The 15,783-nt window shown below is 62.2% G+C and carries 15 protein-coding genes; all 15 read left to right on the top strand.

Going from position 1 to position 15,783, the window contains the following annotated elements; translation table 11 throughout:
* The first annotated feature begins 99 nt into the window (after nt 1-99).
* The 15 genes from HGEM_RS04700 to HGEM_RS04770 all read left to right on the top strand — a co-directional run bounded on the left by HGEM_RS04700 (nt 100) and on the right by HGEM_RS04770 (nt 15,720).
* Nucleotides 100-897 (top strand): dihydroorotate dehydrogenase electron transfer subunit, encoded by a 798-nt coding sequence (locus tag HGEM_RS04700; protein ID WP_230197221.1) that lies wholly within the window; start codon nt 100-102, stop codon nt 895-897.
* On the top strand, nt 897-1,820 hold the full coding sequence (locus tag HGEM_RS04705) for a dihydroorotate dehydrogenase (RefSeq protein WP_019128259.1): 924 nt from the start codon (nt 897-899) through the stop codon (nt 1,818-1,820). The genes HGEM_RS04700 and HGEM_RS04705 overlap by 1 nt, the downstream gene beginning before the upstream one ends.
* Nucleotides 1,814-2,539 carry an orotidine-5'-phosphate decarboxylase gene (gene pyrF, locus HGEM_RS04710; RefSeq protein WP_019128260.1) on the top strand — a complete coding sequence of 242 codons (726 nt, stop codon included), beginning with the start codon at nt 1,814-1,816 and terminating at the stop codon, nt 2,537-2,539. The genes HGEM_RS04705 and pyrF overlap by 7 nt, the downstream gene beginning before the upstream one ends.
* A 256-nt stretch (nt 2,540-2,795) precedes the next feature.
* Nucleotides 2,796-3,104 carry an integration host factor, actinobacterial type gene (mihF, locus tag HGEM_RS04715; protein WP_019128261.1) on the top strand — a complete coding sequence of 103 codons (309 nt, stop codon included), beginning with the start codon at nt 2,796-2,798 and terminating at the stop codon, nt 3,102-3,104.
* Nucleotides 3,104-3,673 carry a guanylate kinase gene (gene gmk, locus HGEM_RS04720; protein ID WP_035100695.1) on the top strand — a complete coding sequence of 190 codons (570 nt, stop codon included), beginning with the start codon at nt 3,104-3,106 and terminating at the stop codon, nt 3,671-3,673. The genes mihF and gmk overlap by 1 nt, the downstream gene beginning before the upstream one ends.
* Nucleotides 3,674-3,679: 6 nt before the next feature.
* On the top strand, nt 3,680-3,982 hold the full coding sequence (locus HGEM_RS04725) for a DNA-directed RNA polymerase subunit omega (protein ID WP_019128263.1): 303 nt from the start codon (nt 3,680-3,682) through the stop codon (nt 3,980-3,982).
* A 3-nt stretch (nt 3,983-3,985) separates the two neighbouring features.
* Nucleotides 3,986-5,254: a tRNA uracil 4-sulfurtransferase ThiI gene (gene thiI / locus HGEM_RS04730; protein ID WP_019128264.1), complete on the top strand. Its 1,269-nt coding sequence runs from the start codon at nt 3,986-3,988 to the stop codon at nt 5,252-5,254.
* Between the two features lie 303 nt (nt 5,255-5,557).
* The gene (locus HGEM_RS04735) at nt 5,558-6,292 is read left to right on the top strand and encodes a ComEA family DNA-binding protein (RefSeq protein WP_035101323.1); all 735 of its coding nucleotides are present in this window, start codon (nt 5,558-5,560) and stop codon (nt 6,290-6,292) included.
* 236 nt (nt 6,293-6,528) lie between these two features.
* Nucleotides 6,529-8,610 carry a DNA internalization-related competence protein ComEC/Rec2 gene (locus HGEM_RS09720; protein ID WP_195891236.1) on the top strand — a complete coding sequence of 694 codons (2,082 nt, stop codon included), beginning with the start codon at nt 6,529-6,531 and terminating at the stop codon, nt 8,608-8,610.
* Nucleotides 8,611-8,712: 102 nt separating this feature from the next.
* Entirely contained in the window at nt 8,713-9,684 is a 972-nt protein-coding gene (holA, locus tag HGEM_RS04745) for a DNA polymerase III subunit delta (protein WP_035100698.1), read from the top strand.
* A 165-nt stretch (nt 9,685-9,849) separates the two neighbouring features.
* On the top strand, nt 9,850-10,113 hold the full coding sequence (gene rpsT / locus HGEM_RS04750) for a 30S ribosomal protein S20 (protein WP_019128268.1): 264 nt from the start codon (nt 9,850-9,852) through the stop codon (nt 10,111-10,113).
* 134 nt (nt 10,114-10,247) lie between these two features.
* The gene (gene lepA, locus HGEM_RS04755) at nt 10,248-12,056 is read left to right on the top strand and encodes a translation elongation factor 4 (protein ID WP_035101327.1); all 1,809 of its coding nucleotides are present in this window, start codon (nt 10,248-10,250) and stop codon (nt 12,054-12,056) included.
* 203 nt (nt 12,057-12,259) lie between these two features.
* Nucleotides 12,260-13,294: a tRNA dihydrouridine synthase gene (locus HGEM_RS04760; RefSeq protein ID WP_019128270.1), complete on the top strand. Its 1,035-nt coding sequence runs from the start codon at nt 12,260-12,262 to the stop codon at nt 13,292-13,294.
* Nucleotides 13,294-14,472 carry a radical SAM family heme chaperone HemW gene (hemW, locus tag HGEM_RS04765; protein ID WP_019128271.1) on the top strand — a complete coding sequence of 393 codons (1,179 nt, stop codon included), beginning with the start codon at nt 13,294-13,296 and terminating at the stop codon, nt 14,470-14,472. Before HGEM_RS04760 ends, hemW begins: the two co-directional genes overlap by 1 nt.
* A 135-nt stretch (nt 14,473-14,607) precedes the next feature.
* Complete coding sequence (locus HGEM_RS04770) at nt 14,608-15,720, top strand: DnaJ domain-containing protein (protein WP_035101330.1); 1,113 nt, start codon at nt 14,608-14,610, stop codon at nt 15,718-15,720.
* Nucleotides 15,721-15,783 lie beyond the last annotated feature (63 nt).

The raw sequence follows: 15,783 nt of genomic DNA on the forward strand, positions 1-15,783 counted from the left end.
GGCGGGTTCTGCCATATGAACCCGTCCCCATCGTCAGTTTCTCCTACAATAGGAATGACGCTGCCACGCAGCTAGCACCTGCTCGTCGAGAGGAGCCTTATGCCAACACCTTCACCGGCTCGGATGCACGATGTGACCGTCGTGTCAAACGAGCCCATCGCCGACGGCGTGTACGCGCTCGTTATCAATGCGCCGAAGCTGGCGCAGACCATTAAGCCCGGCCAGTTCGTGAACATCGCGGTTCCCGGCAACGCCATGAGCTTGCTGCGCATCCCGCTCAGCTATGCCTCGGCCGATGCTGAGGCCGGTACCGTCGAGATCTGGTATGCCGTGGTGGGCGATGGTACCGAGCGCCTCTCACAGATGAAGCCAGGTGCCAAGACTGACCTTTTGGGCCCTGGCGGCAACGGCTGGACGATTCCCGAGGGCTGTCGCCGCGCCCTGCTCGTGGCGGGCGGTATCGGTGTGCCGCCGGTGCTCTGCCTGGCACGCGAGCTCGCCGCCCGGGGCATTCCCTACACCGTGAGCATCGGTGCGGCCTCGAAGGGATGCCTCGTGGGCGAAGACGAATTCGAGGCGGCTGGGGCCCCTGTCATTTCGGTTTCTACCGACGATGGTTCCTACGGCTATCATGGCTTCTGCACCGCTGCAGCTGAGCAGGTGCTTGAGCTCGAGGGCGGGGAGTTCGACTATGTGGCGGCTTGCGGCCCCGAGCCCATGATGGCTAAGGTTGCCGCTGCTGCCGCAAAGGCGGGCGTTCCGTGCGAGGTCTCGCTTGAGCGCATGATGAGCTGCGGCTTCGGTGCCTGCAGCACCTGCGCGGTCGAGACGACGAGCGGTATGAAGGGCGCCTGCATGTGCGGCCCCGTCTTCAATGCAGAGGAGGTCGTGTGGTAATGGGCAAGGTATCCATGGCCGTCGATTTCGCCGGCATCAAGCTCAAGAACCCCATCAACACCGCTGCCGGCACCTTTGGCCAGGGCTGGCAGTTCACGAACTTCATGGACGTGTCCGAGCTGGGCGCCATCACCACGAAGGGCTGTGCGGCGGAGCCGTGGCCTGGCAATCCCAAGCCTCGCATGACTGAGGTGCCCGGAGGCATGATGAACTCCGTGGGCCTGCAGAACCCGGGCGTTCGCGCGTTCGCCGAGGAGTCGGGCCCGTATCTCGCCGACCTCACAGATAAAGGTACCGCGGTCATCTGCCAGGTAGCCGGCCATTCCGTCGAGGAGTACGTGGCTGCGCTCGAGCTCTTCGATGAGCTCTGTCCATGGGCCGCGGCGTTCGAGATTAACGTGAGCTGTCCGAACATCTCCGCCGGCGGCGCTGCCATGGGCTCCACGCCTGAGGGTGCGGCCGAGGTCATGCGCGCGTGCCGCCCAGTGACCAAGAAGCCTCTGCTCGTCAAGATGGCTCCCGTGCGCCTGCCCGAAATCGCCCGCGCCCTCGAGGCGGAGGGTGCCGACGGCCTTACCGTCATTAACTCCATTCCTGGCATGGCGATCGACGTGCACACGCGCCGCTCAAAGATCAGCCGGCCGACCGGCGGCCTCTCCGGCCCCTTGCTGCATCCCATCGCGGTCCGCATGGTGTGGGAGGTCTGCCAGGCGGTCGATATCCCGGTTTGCGGCGTCGGCGGCGTGATGACCGGTGAGGATGCCGCTGAGTTCATCCTGGCGGGTGCGACCTCCGTCGCGGTCGGCATGGCGAGCTTCGTCGATCCCGCCGCTTCCGTTCGTATCCTGCATGAGCTCGAGGAGTGGGCCGAGTCCCAGGGCGTCTCGAGCATCAACGAGCTGATCGGAGCCTTCGAATGCTAGATGCAGAGGCGCGCGAGCGCGTGATTGTAGCCCTCGATTGCGACCGCGAGGAGGCGCTTTCGCTGGCGAATGCCCTCTCCGGGCATGCCAAGTGGCTCAAGGTGGGCATGACGCTCTACTATGCCGAAGGCCCCTCGATCGTGCGGGAATTCAAGGAGCGCGGGTTCAAGGTGTTCCTTGACCTTAAATTCCACGACATTCCCCATCAGGTGCGCGGGGCCGCGCGCTCTGCGGCTGGCGCGGGCGCGGACCTTCTATCCGTGCATGGCCTAGGTGCCGGTGCCATGCTTAAAGCGGCGCGCGAGGGCGCTGAGGAGGCGGCTGAGGCGATGGGTGCCGAGCGCGCCAAGCTCGTCGCTATCACAGTGCTCACTAGCATGGACGAGGCTGCTATGGAGCAGATTGGGCTTACCTGCCCGATTGCGGATGAAGCCGCTCGTCTTGCGGCGCTCGCAAAGGGGAGCGGCATCGATGGCATCGTGTGCTCGCCGCGCGAGGCTGCCGAGATGCGCGAACTTCTGGGTTCCGATGCGCTCATCGTGACCCCTGGTGTTCGCCCCGCCGGTGCCGAGCTCGGAGACCAGAGCCGTGTGGCCACGCCCGCAGCGGCAATCTCCGCGGGCGCAAGCCACCTGGTCATCGGTCGTCCCATCACGGGGGCCCTAGATCCCGTGGCGTCGTACGAGGCAATCGTAGAAGAGCTTGTGCGCGACGCATAGAGATCGTTTTCTGAACGGGGCGGCACCCTCATGTGCGCGTAAACCAGCGCTTGCCGCCCCTTGCGATGCCGCCATCGTTCGAGGTCGTTCTGTGAATTACCAGCTTACGGCCACAAACTTTCGGTTGATTCCCTTGAACTTTGCAGCAGTATCGACTAACCTATCGCAATGGACTTATCGCCGGTCATCATTTCCTGAGGTAAACCGGCATGCGTCGAATCGTTTGTTGTCGAAACCTAACTACTAGGAGGTTCTAATGGCGCTTCCCCAGCTCACTGACGAGCAGCGCAAGGCCGCTCTCGAGAAGGCCGCTGCGGCCCGTCACGCCCGTGCCGAGCTTCGTGAGAAGATCAAGAAGGGCGAGGTTTCCCTCGAGTCCGTCCTGAACTCCGATGATCCCATCGCGTCCCGCATGAAGGTCTCCACCCTCATCGAGTCGCTCCCCGGCTATGGCAAGGCCAAGGCCGCCAAGATCATGGACGAGCTGGGCATCTCCGCTACTCGTCGCGTTCAGGGCCTCGGCGTCCGTCAGCGCGAGCAGCTCCTCGAGGCGCTCACCAAATAGTGGGCTGCAGCGTAGCAAAGCTCTTTGTTGTTTCCGGGCCGTCAGGCGCGGGCAAGGGTACCATGGTCGCGTTGGTGCGTGACCGGTTGCCCCGCCTGGGCCTGACGGTTTCCGCTACCACGCGTTCCCCGCGCGCGGGTGAGGTGGACGGCAAGAGCTATTATTTTCTCTCGCAGGATGAGTTCGACCGCAAGGTGCAGGCGGGGGAGTTCGTGGAATGGGCTCACGTTCATGGCCATTGCTACGGTACGCTTGCGAGCGAGGTTGAGCGCAACCTCGCTTCTGGTTCATCGCTCATCCTAGAAATCGATGTCCAGGGCGCTTTGCAGGTTCGCGAGCACTACCCCGATGCCGTGCTCGTGTTCATCAAGCCGCCGTCGCTCGATGTTCTGCGCGAGCGTTTGGTTCACCGTGGAACCGAGTCTGCCGAGTCGCTTGAGCTGCGCCTCGCAAACGCTCGCCAGGAACTTGAGCTTGCGGATAGATACGATGAGGTCATCGTCAACGACGACCTCGATCGCGCCACCTCCGAGCTCGTCGGCATCATCGAGAAGTATGAAAGGAACTGAGGTCCCGTGTCTGTCGTTAAGCCTCATATCGATGATCTGCTCGAGAAGACCGATAACAACCGGTTCCTTCTCGCCTCGCTCGCGTCTAAGCGCGCGTGCGATATCAACAACATGCTCCGCGGCCAGCACAGCCGCGTCCTTGCCGTTCAGGATGTGGACGACATCACGATCGCCCTTTCCGGCAAGGACACCATCTCCATGGCCATGGAGGAGATCGTGAACGGCGATATCTCCTTCGACCACGAGAAGTATCATGATGCGCTGGGCCATCAGCCGACGGCCTACCAGTCGATTTCGCTTTCGGACTAGCGAATGGCGAGCCGCGTTTGCCTCGTTCATTACCACGAAGTCGGTCTGAAGGGTAAGAACCGGGCTCATTTTGAGCGCATCCTCATTGATTCCATCAAGGCGGCCTGTGCCGCCTTTTCGTTGGCGAGCTGCACCCGCATCTCTGGCCATATTCTCGTGACGTTTTCCGTGCCGGGAGAGGCCGAGCGGGCCTTCGACGTGATTCGCCGCGTCCCCGGCGTCGCCCGGGTGTCGCTCGCCTTCCATACCAACCGCGATCCCGATGAGTATTGCCGGGCCGCGGTCTTGGCACTTCGCGAGGCGGGTGAATTCGAGAGTTTCAAGGTTGCAGCCAAGAGGTCGAATACCGACTACGCCCTCGGCTCGCTCGAGCTCAACGCGCAGGTGGGCGAGGTGCTTTGTGGAGCGTTCCCTCAGAAGCGCGTCCAAATGCATCATCCCGACGTCGTCGTTCACGTGCTCGTCGTGCAGGGGAGCGTCTACGTCTACGCGCGCTCTGAGCGCGGCGTGGGCGGGCTTCCTGTTGGAAGCGCCGGTAAGGTGGTGACGCTGCTCTCTTCGGGTATCGATTCACCGGTAGCGACGTGGCTTCTTTCCCGTCGCGGAGCCGTCTGCGTTCCGGTTCATTTTTCCGGGCGACCGCAGACAGCCGATACCAGCGAGTACCTTTGCCAGGACATTATCCGTGCGCTGGCCCCGTCGGTGCAGATCGGGAGGCTCTACGTGGTCCCGTTCGGCGATGCCCAGCGCGAGATATCAATCAAATGCCCCGGGAAACTTCGGGTCATCATATATCGCCGCATCATGTACGCGGTCGCTGAGCGCATCGCGCGCATCGAAGGTGCCAAGGCGATCGTGACGGGCGAATCGCTCGGCCAGGTCGCGTCGCAGACGCTCGAGAACATCGCTGCTGTCAACGAGGTGGTGTCGCTGCCTGTGCTCCGTCCGCTCATCGGTTCGGACAAGCAGGAGATCATCGAGCGCGCCGAGCAAATCGGCACCTACGATATCTCGTGCGAAACCGCGCCAGACTGCTGCACCCTCTTCATGCCGCGCGCACCCGAGACCCATGCGCGCATTGATGAGGTGCATGAAGCGTGGGAGGCCTTCGACCACGATGAGATGATCGACCGCCTAGTTGCTTCGGTCGAATACGTCGACTTTGAAAGCGCCTCATACCGGCGTCCTCGCAGGTTCCGTGAGCGCCATGAGGAGCTTGCGCCCGCCCCCTTTGCAGAGAGGCGCCCGCGTGAGGATGAGCCTTCCTCGTAAGGGGGTGCCGGCGGCCAAGCCTGTCCGTGTCGTTTCAAGGCAGCTTGAAGCGTCGGATGGCTGGAGCGTGGCCAGGTCTTGGTAGTGCATCAATTCGATGAGGTATTGCATATCTTTTTGAAGCGGGCTGCGAATCCTAACGCAGCCCGCTTTGCATGTACGTGTTGATGCATCAAAGCGGTGCTGAACAATATCGGGGCGTTTAGAACGAGCACGGCAATTTGTCAGCTTGCAAGCGAGGAGTGTAGGTTTCTTGGCACCTCCGGGGCAGGAGGTGGGACGATGTGCCATGAGGTGGTGGATATGGCACAGCGGGTACGTGAAAGCGTTTTCGTCCGGATTTCCCGTCGCCTGCGCTCCATGCGTCATTATGGCGCTTTCGCTGCGCTTTGCGTATTGCTCGTCGCAGCGGTGGCAGGTCTTGCGGTAGCTGGGACGACCCTTGCGAGCGGAGAAAGCTTTACGATCGAGCGCTTGCAACGCGCCGAGAGGGCGGTCGATTCCGGCAAGACAGGTGGAGCCTCTGGCGACAAACTTGCTGGGGAGACCGAGTCGGACGCTGCCGAGTCGGATGATATGGTCATCGTTGATGTGGATGGGGCTGTGACGGCACCTGGCGTATACGAGCTCGAACAGGGTGCCCGTGTCGCCGACGCGATCGCTGCGGCTGGCGGCCTTTCCCCAGATGCCGACACCACCTCGCTTAACCAGGCAGCCGAGGTAGCCGATGGCTCCAAGATATATGTGCCCGTCACTGGTTCGGCCGCAGCGGCCGGATCCTCCTCGGGAGATGGTTCGACGGCTTCGGCGGCAGCGAACGGTAGCCAGGCGGGTGCCTCTTCGAATGCTCTCGTCAATATCAACGCTGCGACGCTCGAGGAACTGGACGGGCTCCCTGGCATCGGGCCGGCCACTGCTCAAGCGATCATCGATGATCGGACGGAGAACGGGCCCTTCACCTCACCGGAGGACCTTATGCGCGTGAGCGGTATCGGCGAGAAGAAGTTCGAGAAGCTCTCGTCCCTCATTTGCATATGAGGCGCGCCTTTGCAACATCGGATGCTCCGGAGTTTCCTCCAAGGCCGTACCTTCCTCCTGCGGCGGCGGGGGCGGCGGGCGCTCTGGTTGCGGCCGCGCTGGGTCTCGAGTTCGGTTGGCGCTCGTATATCGCCTCTGACTCCGGGGCGCCGGGCCAAATCGCGTTCGCTGTGCTTGCGGTTTCATGTGCGGTGGGCATCCTATGCATCTTCGTGAGGCGGTTTTGGAGTGAAAGGATGCGGCGATGGGCAAGGTGGCTCGGCATCGGGATCGTGCTCGGCGCGGCGTCTGCGACGCTGGGAACGATGTGGCGCACGAGCGCCCATGAGCGTATAGAGAACATCGTTGCCAGCGCGTGCGTCTTTGAGATAGAGGGCGATCCGTCTATTTCTTCTTACGGTGTCCAGCATACAGCGCGCGTGATGAGTGCTGAAGGGGCGGTGCTGGGGCGCGTGCGACTCGATGCCGATAGCGCCTATGAGAATGGAACGCGTCTCCGTCTCGTAGGGAGGGTGAGCAGTCTCCCCGATTCTGCTTGGGGGAGGAGCCGGTACATGGCAGGGGAGGTTGCCCGGGTCTCTGCAGTTCGAATCGTCGATTCAGAGCCGCGCGCAATCGGCCCTATCGAGGCGCTGCGTGCGCGCATGCTCGATGTCATACAGCCCGATGCGAGTCAGGCCCGCGCTCTCGTCGCGGGAATCGTGTGCGGGCGAACGACGGAGCTAGATCAAGCGAGCGCTTCAGAGGCGTTTGCGCGAACCGGAACCTCTCATCTTGTCGCCGTGTCTGGCAGTCATCTTGCGCTGGTCACATCGCTTGCACAGGTTTTCCTTGCGTTCGTTGGCGCGCGCTTGCGAACGCGCTATCTGCTCCTCGTGCTGCTCATGAGTTCCTACGTTATATTGACCGGCGGATCTGCGTCCGCCGTTCGCTCGCTCATCATGGTGGGGCTCACCCTCGTCGCATCATGGGGCAAACGCCGCGGGCACGGCATCTCGGCTCTTGCCTTGACGACGATGGCGCTCGTTGCGCGCGACGCCGGGGTTGTGTTCGATGTTGGATTCCAGCTCTCGGCGGTGAGCGTTCTTTTCATCCAGCTGTTCTATCGATATCTCTCGTATCTGCTCATCCGTCTTGGCATGCCGCGGCCGATTGCCGAGCCGCTGTCGCTTACTCTGTGCGCCCAATGGGGGACGCTTCCCATCACGATTCCGATCTTTGGCACGTGCTCGATCGTGGCTCCTCTCGCGAACCTCGTGCTGGGTCCCGTTATGAGCGCGCTGCTTGTTGTGGGGCTCGTGTCGGTTCCCCTCGCAGCGATAGTAGGACCGCTCGCTGATGTTCTGCTCGCTCCCGCCGGTGCGCTCGCCTCGATATCAGTGTTCGGGGCGCAAGCGCTCGCTGGTTTTCCCTACGCATCGATCGCTATGGCTGCTTCGCCTGCTACGGCGCTGCCCTACCTCGCAGCGTGCGTGGTATACGCGGCATGGTTGGATGCAAGCCGATGGCAGGTAGCCGTCGTATGCGCGGCAATACCGGGCGCGCTTGCGATGCACTTGGTTCGCTGGACCCTTTTCGCGCCCGCATCGGTGACGGTGCTCGATGTGGGGCAGGCCGATGCCATTTTGGTGCGCGAAGGGTCGGCGGCTATACTCGTCGATGCCGGCGTTGACAGCGAGGTTGCAGATGCGCTGGCACGCAACAGCGTGTTCCAGCTCGATGCCGTCGTTATCACCCATTGGGATCTCGATCATTACGGCGGTTTGGAAGACGTGCTCGCAAGCGTCTCCGTCTCCCGCGTCGTCGTGGCAGAAGGAGCGCTCGACGCTATGCCAGAAGAGCTTGTCGCCCTCGATATGCCTGAAGTCGACGAGCTGAGTGAAGGCGACGCGCTCTCAGTCGGAGGCTTTGCCTGCACCATGGTCTGGCCCGAGGGCCCTGTGGAGGGTTCAGATAACGAAGATTCCGTTGCGCTCGCCGTGAGGTACGATTCCGGTGGTTGCGCGCTCGACATGTTGCTCGCGGGGGATACCGAGATTGCGCAGGAAGAACGCTATGCCGGGCGCGTGGGGGATATCGATGTCCTCAAGTTGGGACATCACGGGTCTGCTGCCTCCGTTGACGCAGCGCTGATGGCGCAAATGCGACCTGAGCTTGCGATCGCGAGCGCCGGGGAGGGCAATAGCTATGGGCATCCTACCAAGGAGTGCATCGATACCGTGGAGGCCTCCGGGGCGCGATTCCTTTGCACCATCGATGTGGGCGATGTGACCATCCGCCCTGCCCGGGGCGGCTTCAGCGTGAGCACCGAGCGGTGACGATGCGTTCAGCCATTAAAAGTGGGGAATGCGGCGAAAGCGGTTAGAATACTGGCATCGATACAGGAGTGGATGGTTCAGACGTCTCTCATGGAGGTTTCTATGCCGGAAGCAACGCTGCTGCCTGGCTATCTTATCGTTGGGCCCGACGAGGTCAAGCGCGATACCGCTGTCGCCCGCCTGAGGAAGCGCCTTGAGGCGAGCGGTATGGCCGACTTCAATTTCGACCGTAGGGACATGACGAAGGAGCAGGATCCCGATGAGGTGCTTGCATCGCTCAACACCTTGCCGATGGGAGCCGATTTCCGCCTCGTCGTGCTCGACGGATGCGACCGGCTGCCCAAGGCTACGAGCGAGGCGCTCGTCTCATATTTCGCGAATCCCTCAACCGATACCGTCTGCCTGGTGATCGCAGCCTCTCTTGCGAAGAACACGCGGCTCTATAAGGCGATTGCGAAGCTCGGGGCAAAGGCGGTGATTGATTGCTCGAGCAAGAAGCGCTGGGAGTTGCCCAAGCAGGTGCAGGGGATGGCGCGCCGGCACGGCAAGACCATATCGCTAGCGGCGGCAGAGGAGCTCGTATCTCGTGTTGGCGAATCGACGCGCATGCTTGACAACGAGTTGCGGAAGCTCGCATCGATGGTCGAGGAGCCCGAGATCGAACGCGAGGATGTTGAGCAATTCGTGGTGCGTACTGCCGAGGTAAAGCCATGGGACTTTCTCGATGCGGTGAGTGCTCGCAACCCTGTGCGCGCCCTTGAGCTGTATCGGCTTTTGCCGCCTCGAAGCGAGGTCCGCCTGTTTTCGCTCATGCTCACGCGCCTACGCGAGCTCATCACCGCCAAGGCGCTCGATGCACGTGGCCAGGGCCGCCAGCTCGCACAGACGCTCGGAGTAAAGGACTGGCAGGTCAAGCACCATATATCGTGGGCTCGGGGGTTCTCGATGCAGGAGCTTGTCGATGCCCTTCGTGCCGCGGAAGACGTCGAGACAGCTCTTAAAGGGTCGCGTGATTCCGTTGTCGCGTTTACGGCGTGGATCGCTCGGATCGCCTCCAAGCCGTCGCATCGGTAGCGCGCCATGCAGCATAGGGTGCTCCACATGGTATTTTCACAGCTTCAACACTTCACTTACCTGTGCCTTCGTGGTAAACTGCGTCTTCGTGACCTCAATCGTGTCTCAGAGGCCTGATCATATGGCGATACTTTAGAACTAGGAACTCGAAAGGAACTCTGCAAAGTGGCTAACATCAAATCGCAGAAGAAGCGTATCCGCACCGCCGAGAAGGCCCGTATGCGCAACCGCGCTGTGCGCTCTGAGCTCAAGACGCTCGTTAAGCACGTTCACGAGGCCGTCGAGCAGGGCGATGCCGACGCCGCCAAGGCTGCTGCGTCCCGCGCCTACAAGCGCCTCGATCAGGCTGCTGCCAAGGGCATCATCCACAAGAACCAGGCTTCGAACCGCAAGTCCGGTGTCCAGAAGCTCGTGAACACGCTCAACTAGAGCATCTTCACACCATTGCTTGTAAAGCCCGCTCTCGTAGCGGGCTTTTTCTTTGCGGGTGTATCGCTGGGGAAAGGGTGGAGCGGCTGGCAATGTCGTGCCATGATGCAGGCAAATCCAGTACAATGACGCTCATGAATACGACAGATACCTCTCACATCCGCAACTTCTCCATCGTTGCGCACATCGACCACGGCAAGTCCACCATATCGGACCGCATCCTCGAGCTCACGAACACCGTCGAGGAACGCGATATGGAGGCTCAGCTGCTCGACACCATGGATATCGAGCGAGAGCGCGGCATCACCATCAAGTCGAATGCCGTCCGCGTTATGTACACGGCAGACGATGGGGAGACCTATCAGTTTAACCTCATCGACACGCCGGGCCACGTTGACTTCACCTACGAGGTTTCGCGTTCGCTTGCCGCCTGCGAAGGTGCCGTGCTCGTCGTCGATGCGACGCAGGGCGTCGAGGCGCAGACCGTCTCAAACGCGAACCTTGCCATGAACGCTGACCTCGATATCGTCCCCGCCATCAACAAGATCGACCTACCGTCTGCGCATCCGGATGAGGTCAAGCTCGAGATCGAGGATGAGCTTGCCATCCCCGCCGACGATGCGGTGTGCGTTTCCGGCAAGACGGGCGAGGGCATCCATGACCTGCTCGAAGCGATCGTCTTTTTGATCTCGCCCCCTCACGGTGACCCGTCGGCTCCGCTCAAAGCGCTCATCTTGGATTCGTACTTCGACGAGTACCGTGGCGTCGTTGCTACGGTGCGCGTCTTCGATGGAGGCATCAAGAAGGGCGACCAGCTTCAGATGATGCAGGCGGGGCATGCGTTCCTCGTTGACGGCGTAGGTGTGAAGCGCCCGGCCGAGACGCTTGTAGGCGAGCTCTCCGTGGGCGAGGTCGGTTTCGTGGTGACGGGCCTTAAAGATCCGGAGGCGGTGCGCGTGGGCGATACCCTCACGGGCGCGCTTCGCCCCACGGCCGAGCCGCTCCCTGGCTATCGCGAGGCCAAGCCCATGGTGTACACGGGAATCTTCCCCATCGACAACAAGGATTACGAAAACCTGCGCGACGCGCTCGAGAAGCTCCATGTCAACGACCCCTCGCTCACCTGGAGCCCCGAGACCTCTGTAGCGCTCGGTTTTGGATTCCGTGTCGGTTTCCTGGGCTTGCTGCACATGGAGGTCGTGAAGGAGCGCTTGGAGCGCGAGTTCGACCTCGACCTCATCGCGACCTCGCCATCCGTGGACTACCACGTCTATAAGACCGACGGCACCATGCTCGAGGTGCGCAGCCCCCAGGACCTGCCCGACGTGACGCGCATCGACCATATCGAGGAGCCGTATCTCAAGGCCAAGGTTATCGTGCCACCCGAATACACCGGTGCTGTCATGCAGCTCTCCATCGAGCATCGCGGCATCATGACCGACATGATCCACCTCTCGCAGAAGTCGGTCGAGATGCGCTTCGATATTCCGCTTGCTGAGCTCATCTTGGACTTCTTCGACCAGCTCAAGAGCCGCACCAAGGGCTACGCGAGTCTCGATTACGAGTTTGCGGACTACCGTCCCTCAGAGCTCGTGAAACTCGACATCCTCCTTTCGGGCGATGAGGTGGATGCCCTCAGCTTCATCGTTCACAAGGACAAGGCCTATGGCCTTGCGCGCGGGCTCTGCGACAAGCTCAAGGAGATCATTCCCCGTCAGCTCTTCGAGGTTCCCATCCAGGGTGCGATTGGCAACAAGATCATCGCTCGGTCTACGGTGAAGGCGCGCCGCAAGGACGTGCTCGCTAAATGCTACGGCGGCGATATCTCGCGCAAGCGAAAACTCCTGGAGAAGCAGAAGGAGGGCAAGAAGCGCATGAAGGCTATCGGCTCGGTCGAGGTCCCCCAGGAAGCGTTCCTCGCCATCCTCAAGGTCGAAGACTAGGTTGTGAGTCATTTTGGTCATTTTGGGACGTGTTTAAAACGCCTCATTTGGGCCATTCTAGGATGTGTCCGACGGTGCGCTCGCGGTACTGCGTTACGAAGCCCGTCCCAAAATGATCGATTGGGGCGTTTTAAACACGTCCCAAAATGACCCAAAATGACCCAAGATGGCCCTGCAGCTATCTTCTTGTGAAGGTGAGACCGATGTCCAACCCCGATGTTATTCGCGCTCTCTTGGCTGAGCGCCCCTTCTTGATGGCGCCTATGGCCGGCGTGACGGATGCTGCATACCGCATACAGATGCGGCGTCACGGTGCACCCCTCGCATACAGCGAGATGGTGAGCGTAGCGGGCCTTGCGTATGCGAGCGAGCGGACCTGGGAACTCGTGCTTCCCGCCGATGAGGAGCCGAGTATCGCCGTGCAGCTTTTTGGGAGCAAGCCCGAGCAGTTCGCGTTAGCGGTGGAGGCGGTCGAGGAGCGCGTGGGCGAGAAGCTCGCGCTCATCGATATCAACATGGCGTGTCCCGCCCGCAAGGTCATAACCAAGGGGGAGGGCTCTGCGCTCATGGATGACCCGCTGCTCGCCTCGGCGATCATGAAAGCGGCGGTTTCACGCGCGCATGTTCCCGTTACCGCGAAGATTCGCATCGGGTTTCACACCGGGGACCGCGTGGCGCCCGCTTTCGCCGAGATGCTCGAGGACGCGGGCGCCGCTGCGGTGGCGGTGCATGGCAGGAGCGCTAAGCAGCTCTACACGGGTGCGGCAGATTGGTCGATCATAGACGAGGTCGCACGTGCCGTGTCCATCCCCGTGATCGGTTCCGGCGACGTGTTCTGCGCCGATGATGCCGTGCGCATGCTGCGGGAGACCGCTGCGGAGGGCGTGTTCATCGCGCGCGGCTCCTATGGCAACCCATGGATATTCGGAGACGCGCTTGCCCTGGCTTGCGAGGGCAAGCCGGTTCCGCAGCGCCCCTATCGCGAGCGCCTCCACGCCCTGCGGGAGCACTTGAGCTTGACGTATAGGCTCGTCCCGCGTGCGATGGCGCGGGCGCGAACGTACGCGAGTTGGTATCTCAAGGGCATGCCCCATGCTGCCGCATGGCGTGGGCGCGTGGTGAAGTGCGACTCCTATGAGGACTTCTGCCTGCTGGTCGACGAGATCGAAGCGGACGTTGTTCCTTTGGAAGCTGCCATGACCGCTCGGCCCCATGGGCTCTCTAGCGAGGCCTCGTGATGGCAGTCGAGGCCCTGTATCTGCATATCCCGTTTTGTCGCGCGCGTTGCGCATACTGTGACTTCGATACGTGTGCTCTCGATCCCGCCGCCCTCAAGCTCGAGGCCACCCGCTATCTTGCGGCGCTCGAGCGTCGCATCGACGAGTTCGGCGCCCGCGGCATGCTCGCTTCGGTGCGCACGGTCTATATCGGCGGGGGCACGCCTACCGTGCTCGGGGAGCGCCTGCCCGGGCTCGTCCGCCGCGTGCGCGCCTGGTGCGCGCCCGAGGAGTTCACCTGCGAGGCGAATCCCGAGTCGTTTCATGAGGAGCTTGCTGGGAGCCTTGCCACTTCCGGTGTGACGCGCATCTCCCTCGGCGTGCAGAGCCTTGAGGATGACGAGCTTTCCGCCATCGGGCGCATCCATACGGCAACGGTGGCGCTCGAGGCTATCGAGCTTGCGCGACGCGAGGGGTTTTCCGTATCGTGCGACCTCATGTGCGGCCTTCCAGGGCAACATGCGGCTAGCTGGCGCCGTACGCTCGAGCGGGCGCTCGCGGCCCATCCTGATCACATCTCGGTCTACCCGCTCACGGTCGAAGCGGGTACGCCGCTTGCCAATCGCGTCGCGCGCAATCCCTCGCTTCTTCCGGACGAGGATTTCCAGGCCGATTGCATGGAGGTCGCGCGGTCCCTTTGCGAAGGGGCGGGGCTTGCTCCCTACGAGGTGGCGAGCTACGCGCGGCCGGGGCATGCATGCCGCCATAACATCGCGTATTGGAGCGGCGTGAGCTATCTGGGCCTTGGCCGCTCGGCGGCGAGCATGATGGGCGCCGGGGAACTTTGCGATATGGCATCGCTCATTCCCGGGGCGTCGCCCAGCCAAGGCGATGCCCGGGCGCGCTTCGTGCAAGCCGATGGCCGGGCCCATACCTTCGAGTTTGAATTTCTGAGCGAGCGAGAGGCCCTCGCTGAGGACCTCATGCTCGCCATGCGCATGACCGCAGGCGCGCCGCCGGAGCTCATCGGTCGAGCTCAAGACCTTTTTGGTGCGCGCTTCGATCAGGTAGTCGAGATGGCGCTTGCCGAGGGCCTTGCGTGCATCGACTCCGCAGCGGGCGCGCTCGTGCCCACCGCTCGCGGATGGCTCATGGGGAATGAGCTTTACGGGCTCATGTGGGGCCTCGCCGAAGCTTAACCGGCGCACCGCGGCAGCCGCCCCACGCGAATTCCACACCTCTTTACCATTGCGCCATGACGAGGTGTTTTGGGTACAATTACGCACGTTATAACGACGCGCGGCCGCAGAGAGGGTTTCCGCCACATGGCAAGCATGAACGAAAAAGACTACTACGCGATCCTCGGGGTCTCCAAGGACGCGGACAAGCGAGAGATCCAGAAGGCGTTCCAGCAGAAGGCGCGCAAGCTCCACCCCGATGTCAACAAGGCGCCTGACGCCGAGGAGAAGTTCAAAGAGGTTTCCGAGGCCTATGCGGTGCTCTCCGACGAGCAGAAACGCGCGCGTTACGATGCCATGCGTTCCGGCAACCCTTATGCCGCCTATGGAGGCGGGCAGGCGTCGAGCCCGTATGCGGGCGGTGCCTCGGGTCGCGGTGGGTACTACGGGGGCTTCGGCGGCTTCCCGTTCGGCGGCATGTGGTCGGAGCCTCGTCGCGGCTCGCATCAGGGCGCGCAAGCTTTCAACCCCGAGGAGGGCGCGGATGTGGTGGTCGATGTCGACCTCACGCCCGATCAGGTCAAAAACGGCGTGCGCAAGGGCGTCAAGTACCGCCGGTACGAGCCCTGCGGCCACTGCCATGGTTCCGGCTCGGTTTCCTCGGACCATGCGCATGTCTGCCCGAGCTGCGGAGGTACGGGCGCCATGGGTGTCGACATGTCGTTCCTCTTCGGCGGCGGCGTGTTCCAGATGGTCTGCCCTGAGTGCAACGGCTCGGGCAAGGTCATCAACGATCCCTGCCCCGATTGCGGAGGCTCCGGTCGCACCAAGGTGATGTCGGAGGCCGTGATCGAGTTTCCCGCTGGGATGCACGACGGCGACACCGTGCGGGTGCGCGGCATGGGCCATGCGGGCACCAACGGGGCTGCGGCGGGCGATCTGGTGGGCCGTGCGCGCGTCGCTGCAGAGCGACTCGACGGCAGGGCGCAGCGGGGTTTCAACATCATGGGCATGGCGGCGCCGTTCCTTCTTCTCGTCGCGCTGGGGGGCGCGATGACGCTCTTCGCGCTCATCTGCCTCATTCCGTTCGTCTTCGGTCTGGTTCAGGTTTTGCGCGAGGTCCCCAGCCATCGGTCGATGGTATGGCTTAAGCGCGGCTTCAAGGCATTTCTCAACGGTTTCTTGAACGCGTTGTTCTATGTGGTCATCATCCTTTGGTTCGTGAGCTGCACCTCGGGGCTCTATTACCGACCGATGTATTTCTGGTAGTGCGCGTGCGCCCGTAGCGCGTTTAGCCTGCGGAGACGTGGGGTACCATGAGGTCTGGTCAAG

Origin of the sequence: Enorma massiliensis phI, from assembly GCF_000311845.1 — a bacterium.
In the GTDB taxonomy this organism is placed as follows: domain Bacteria; phylum Actinomycetota; class Coriobacteriia; order Coriobacteriales; family Coriobacteriaceae; genus Enorma; species Enorma massiliensis.

Excerpts from the sequence above, each read along its gene's own strand:
- hemW (WP_019128271.1), top strand. The coding sequence starts at position 13,294 with ATGGCAGTCGAGGCCCTGTATCTGCATATCCCGTTTTGTCGCGCGCGT.
- HGEM_RS04770 (WP_035101330.1), top strand. The coding sequence starts at position 14,608 with ATGAACGAAAAAGACTACTACGCGATCCTCGGGGTCTCCAAGGACGCG.
- holA (WP_035100698.1), top strand. The coding sequence starts at position 8,713 with ATGCCGGAAGCAACGCTGCTGCCTGGCTATCTTATCGTTGGGCCCGAC.
- HGEM_RS04760 (WP_019128270.1), top strand. The coding sequence starts at position 12,260 with ATGTCCAACCCCGATGTTATTCGCGCTCTCTTGGCTGAGCGCCCCTTC.
- lepA (WP_035101327.1), top strand. The coding sequence starts at position 10,248 with ATGAATACGACAGATACCTCTCACATCCGCAACTTCTCCATCGTTGCG.
- mihF (WP_019128261.1), top strand. The coding sequence starts at position 2,796 with ATGGCGCTTCCCCAGCTCACTGACGAGCAGCGCAAGGCCGCTCTCGAG.
- HGEM_RS09720 (WP_195891236.1), top strand. The coding sequence starts at position 6,529 with ATGCGGCGATGGGCAAGGTGGCTCGGCATCGGGATCGTGCTCGGCGCG.
- HGEM_RS04735 (WP_035101323.1), top strand. The coding sequence starts at position 5,558 with ATGGCACAGCGGGTACGTGAAAGCGTTTTCGTCCGGATTTCCCGTCGC.
- HGEM_RS04700 (WP_230197221.1), top strand. The coding sequence starts at position 100 with ATGCCAACACCTTCACCGGCTCGGATGCACGATGTGACCGTCGTGTCA.
- pyrF (WP_019128260.1), top strand. The coding sequence starts at position 1,814 with ATGCTAGATGCAGAGGCGCGCGAGCGCGTGATTGTAGCCCTCGATTGC.
- HGEM_RS04705 (WP_019128259.1), top strand. The coding sequence starts at position 897 with ATGGGCAAGGTATCCATGGCCGTCGATTTCGCCGGCATCAAGCTCAAG.
- thiI (WP_019128264.1), top strand. The coding sequence starts at position 3,986 with ATGGCGAGCCGCGTTTGCCTCGTTCATTACCACGAAGTCGGTCTGAAG.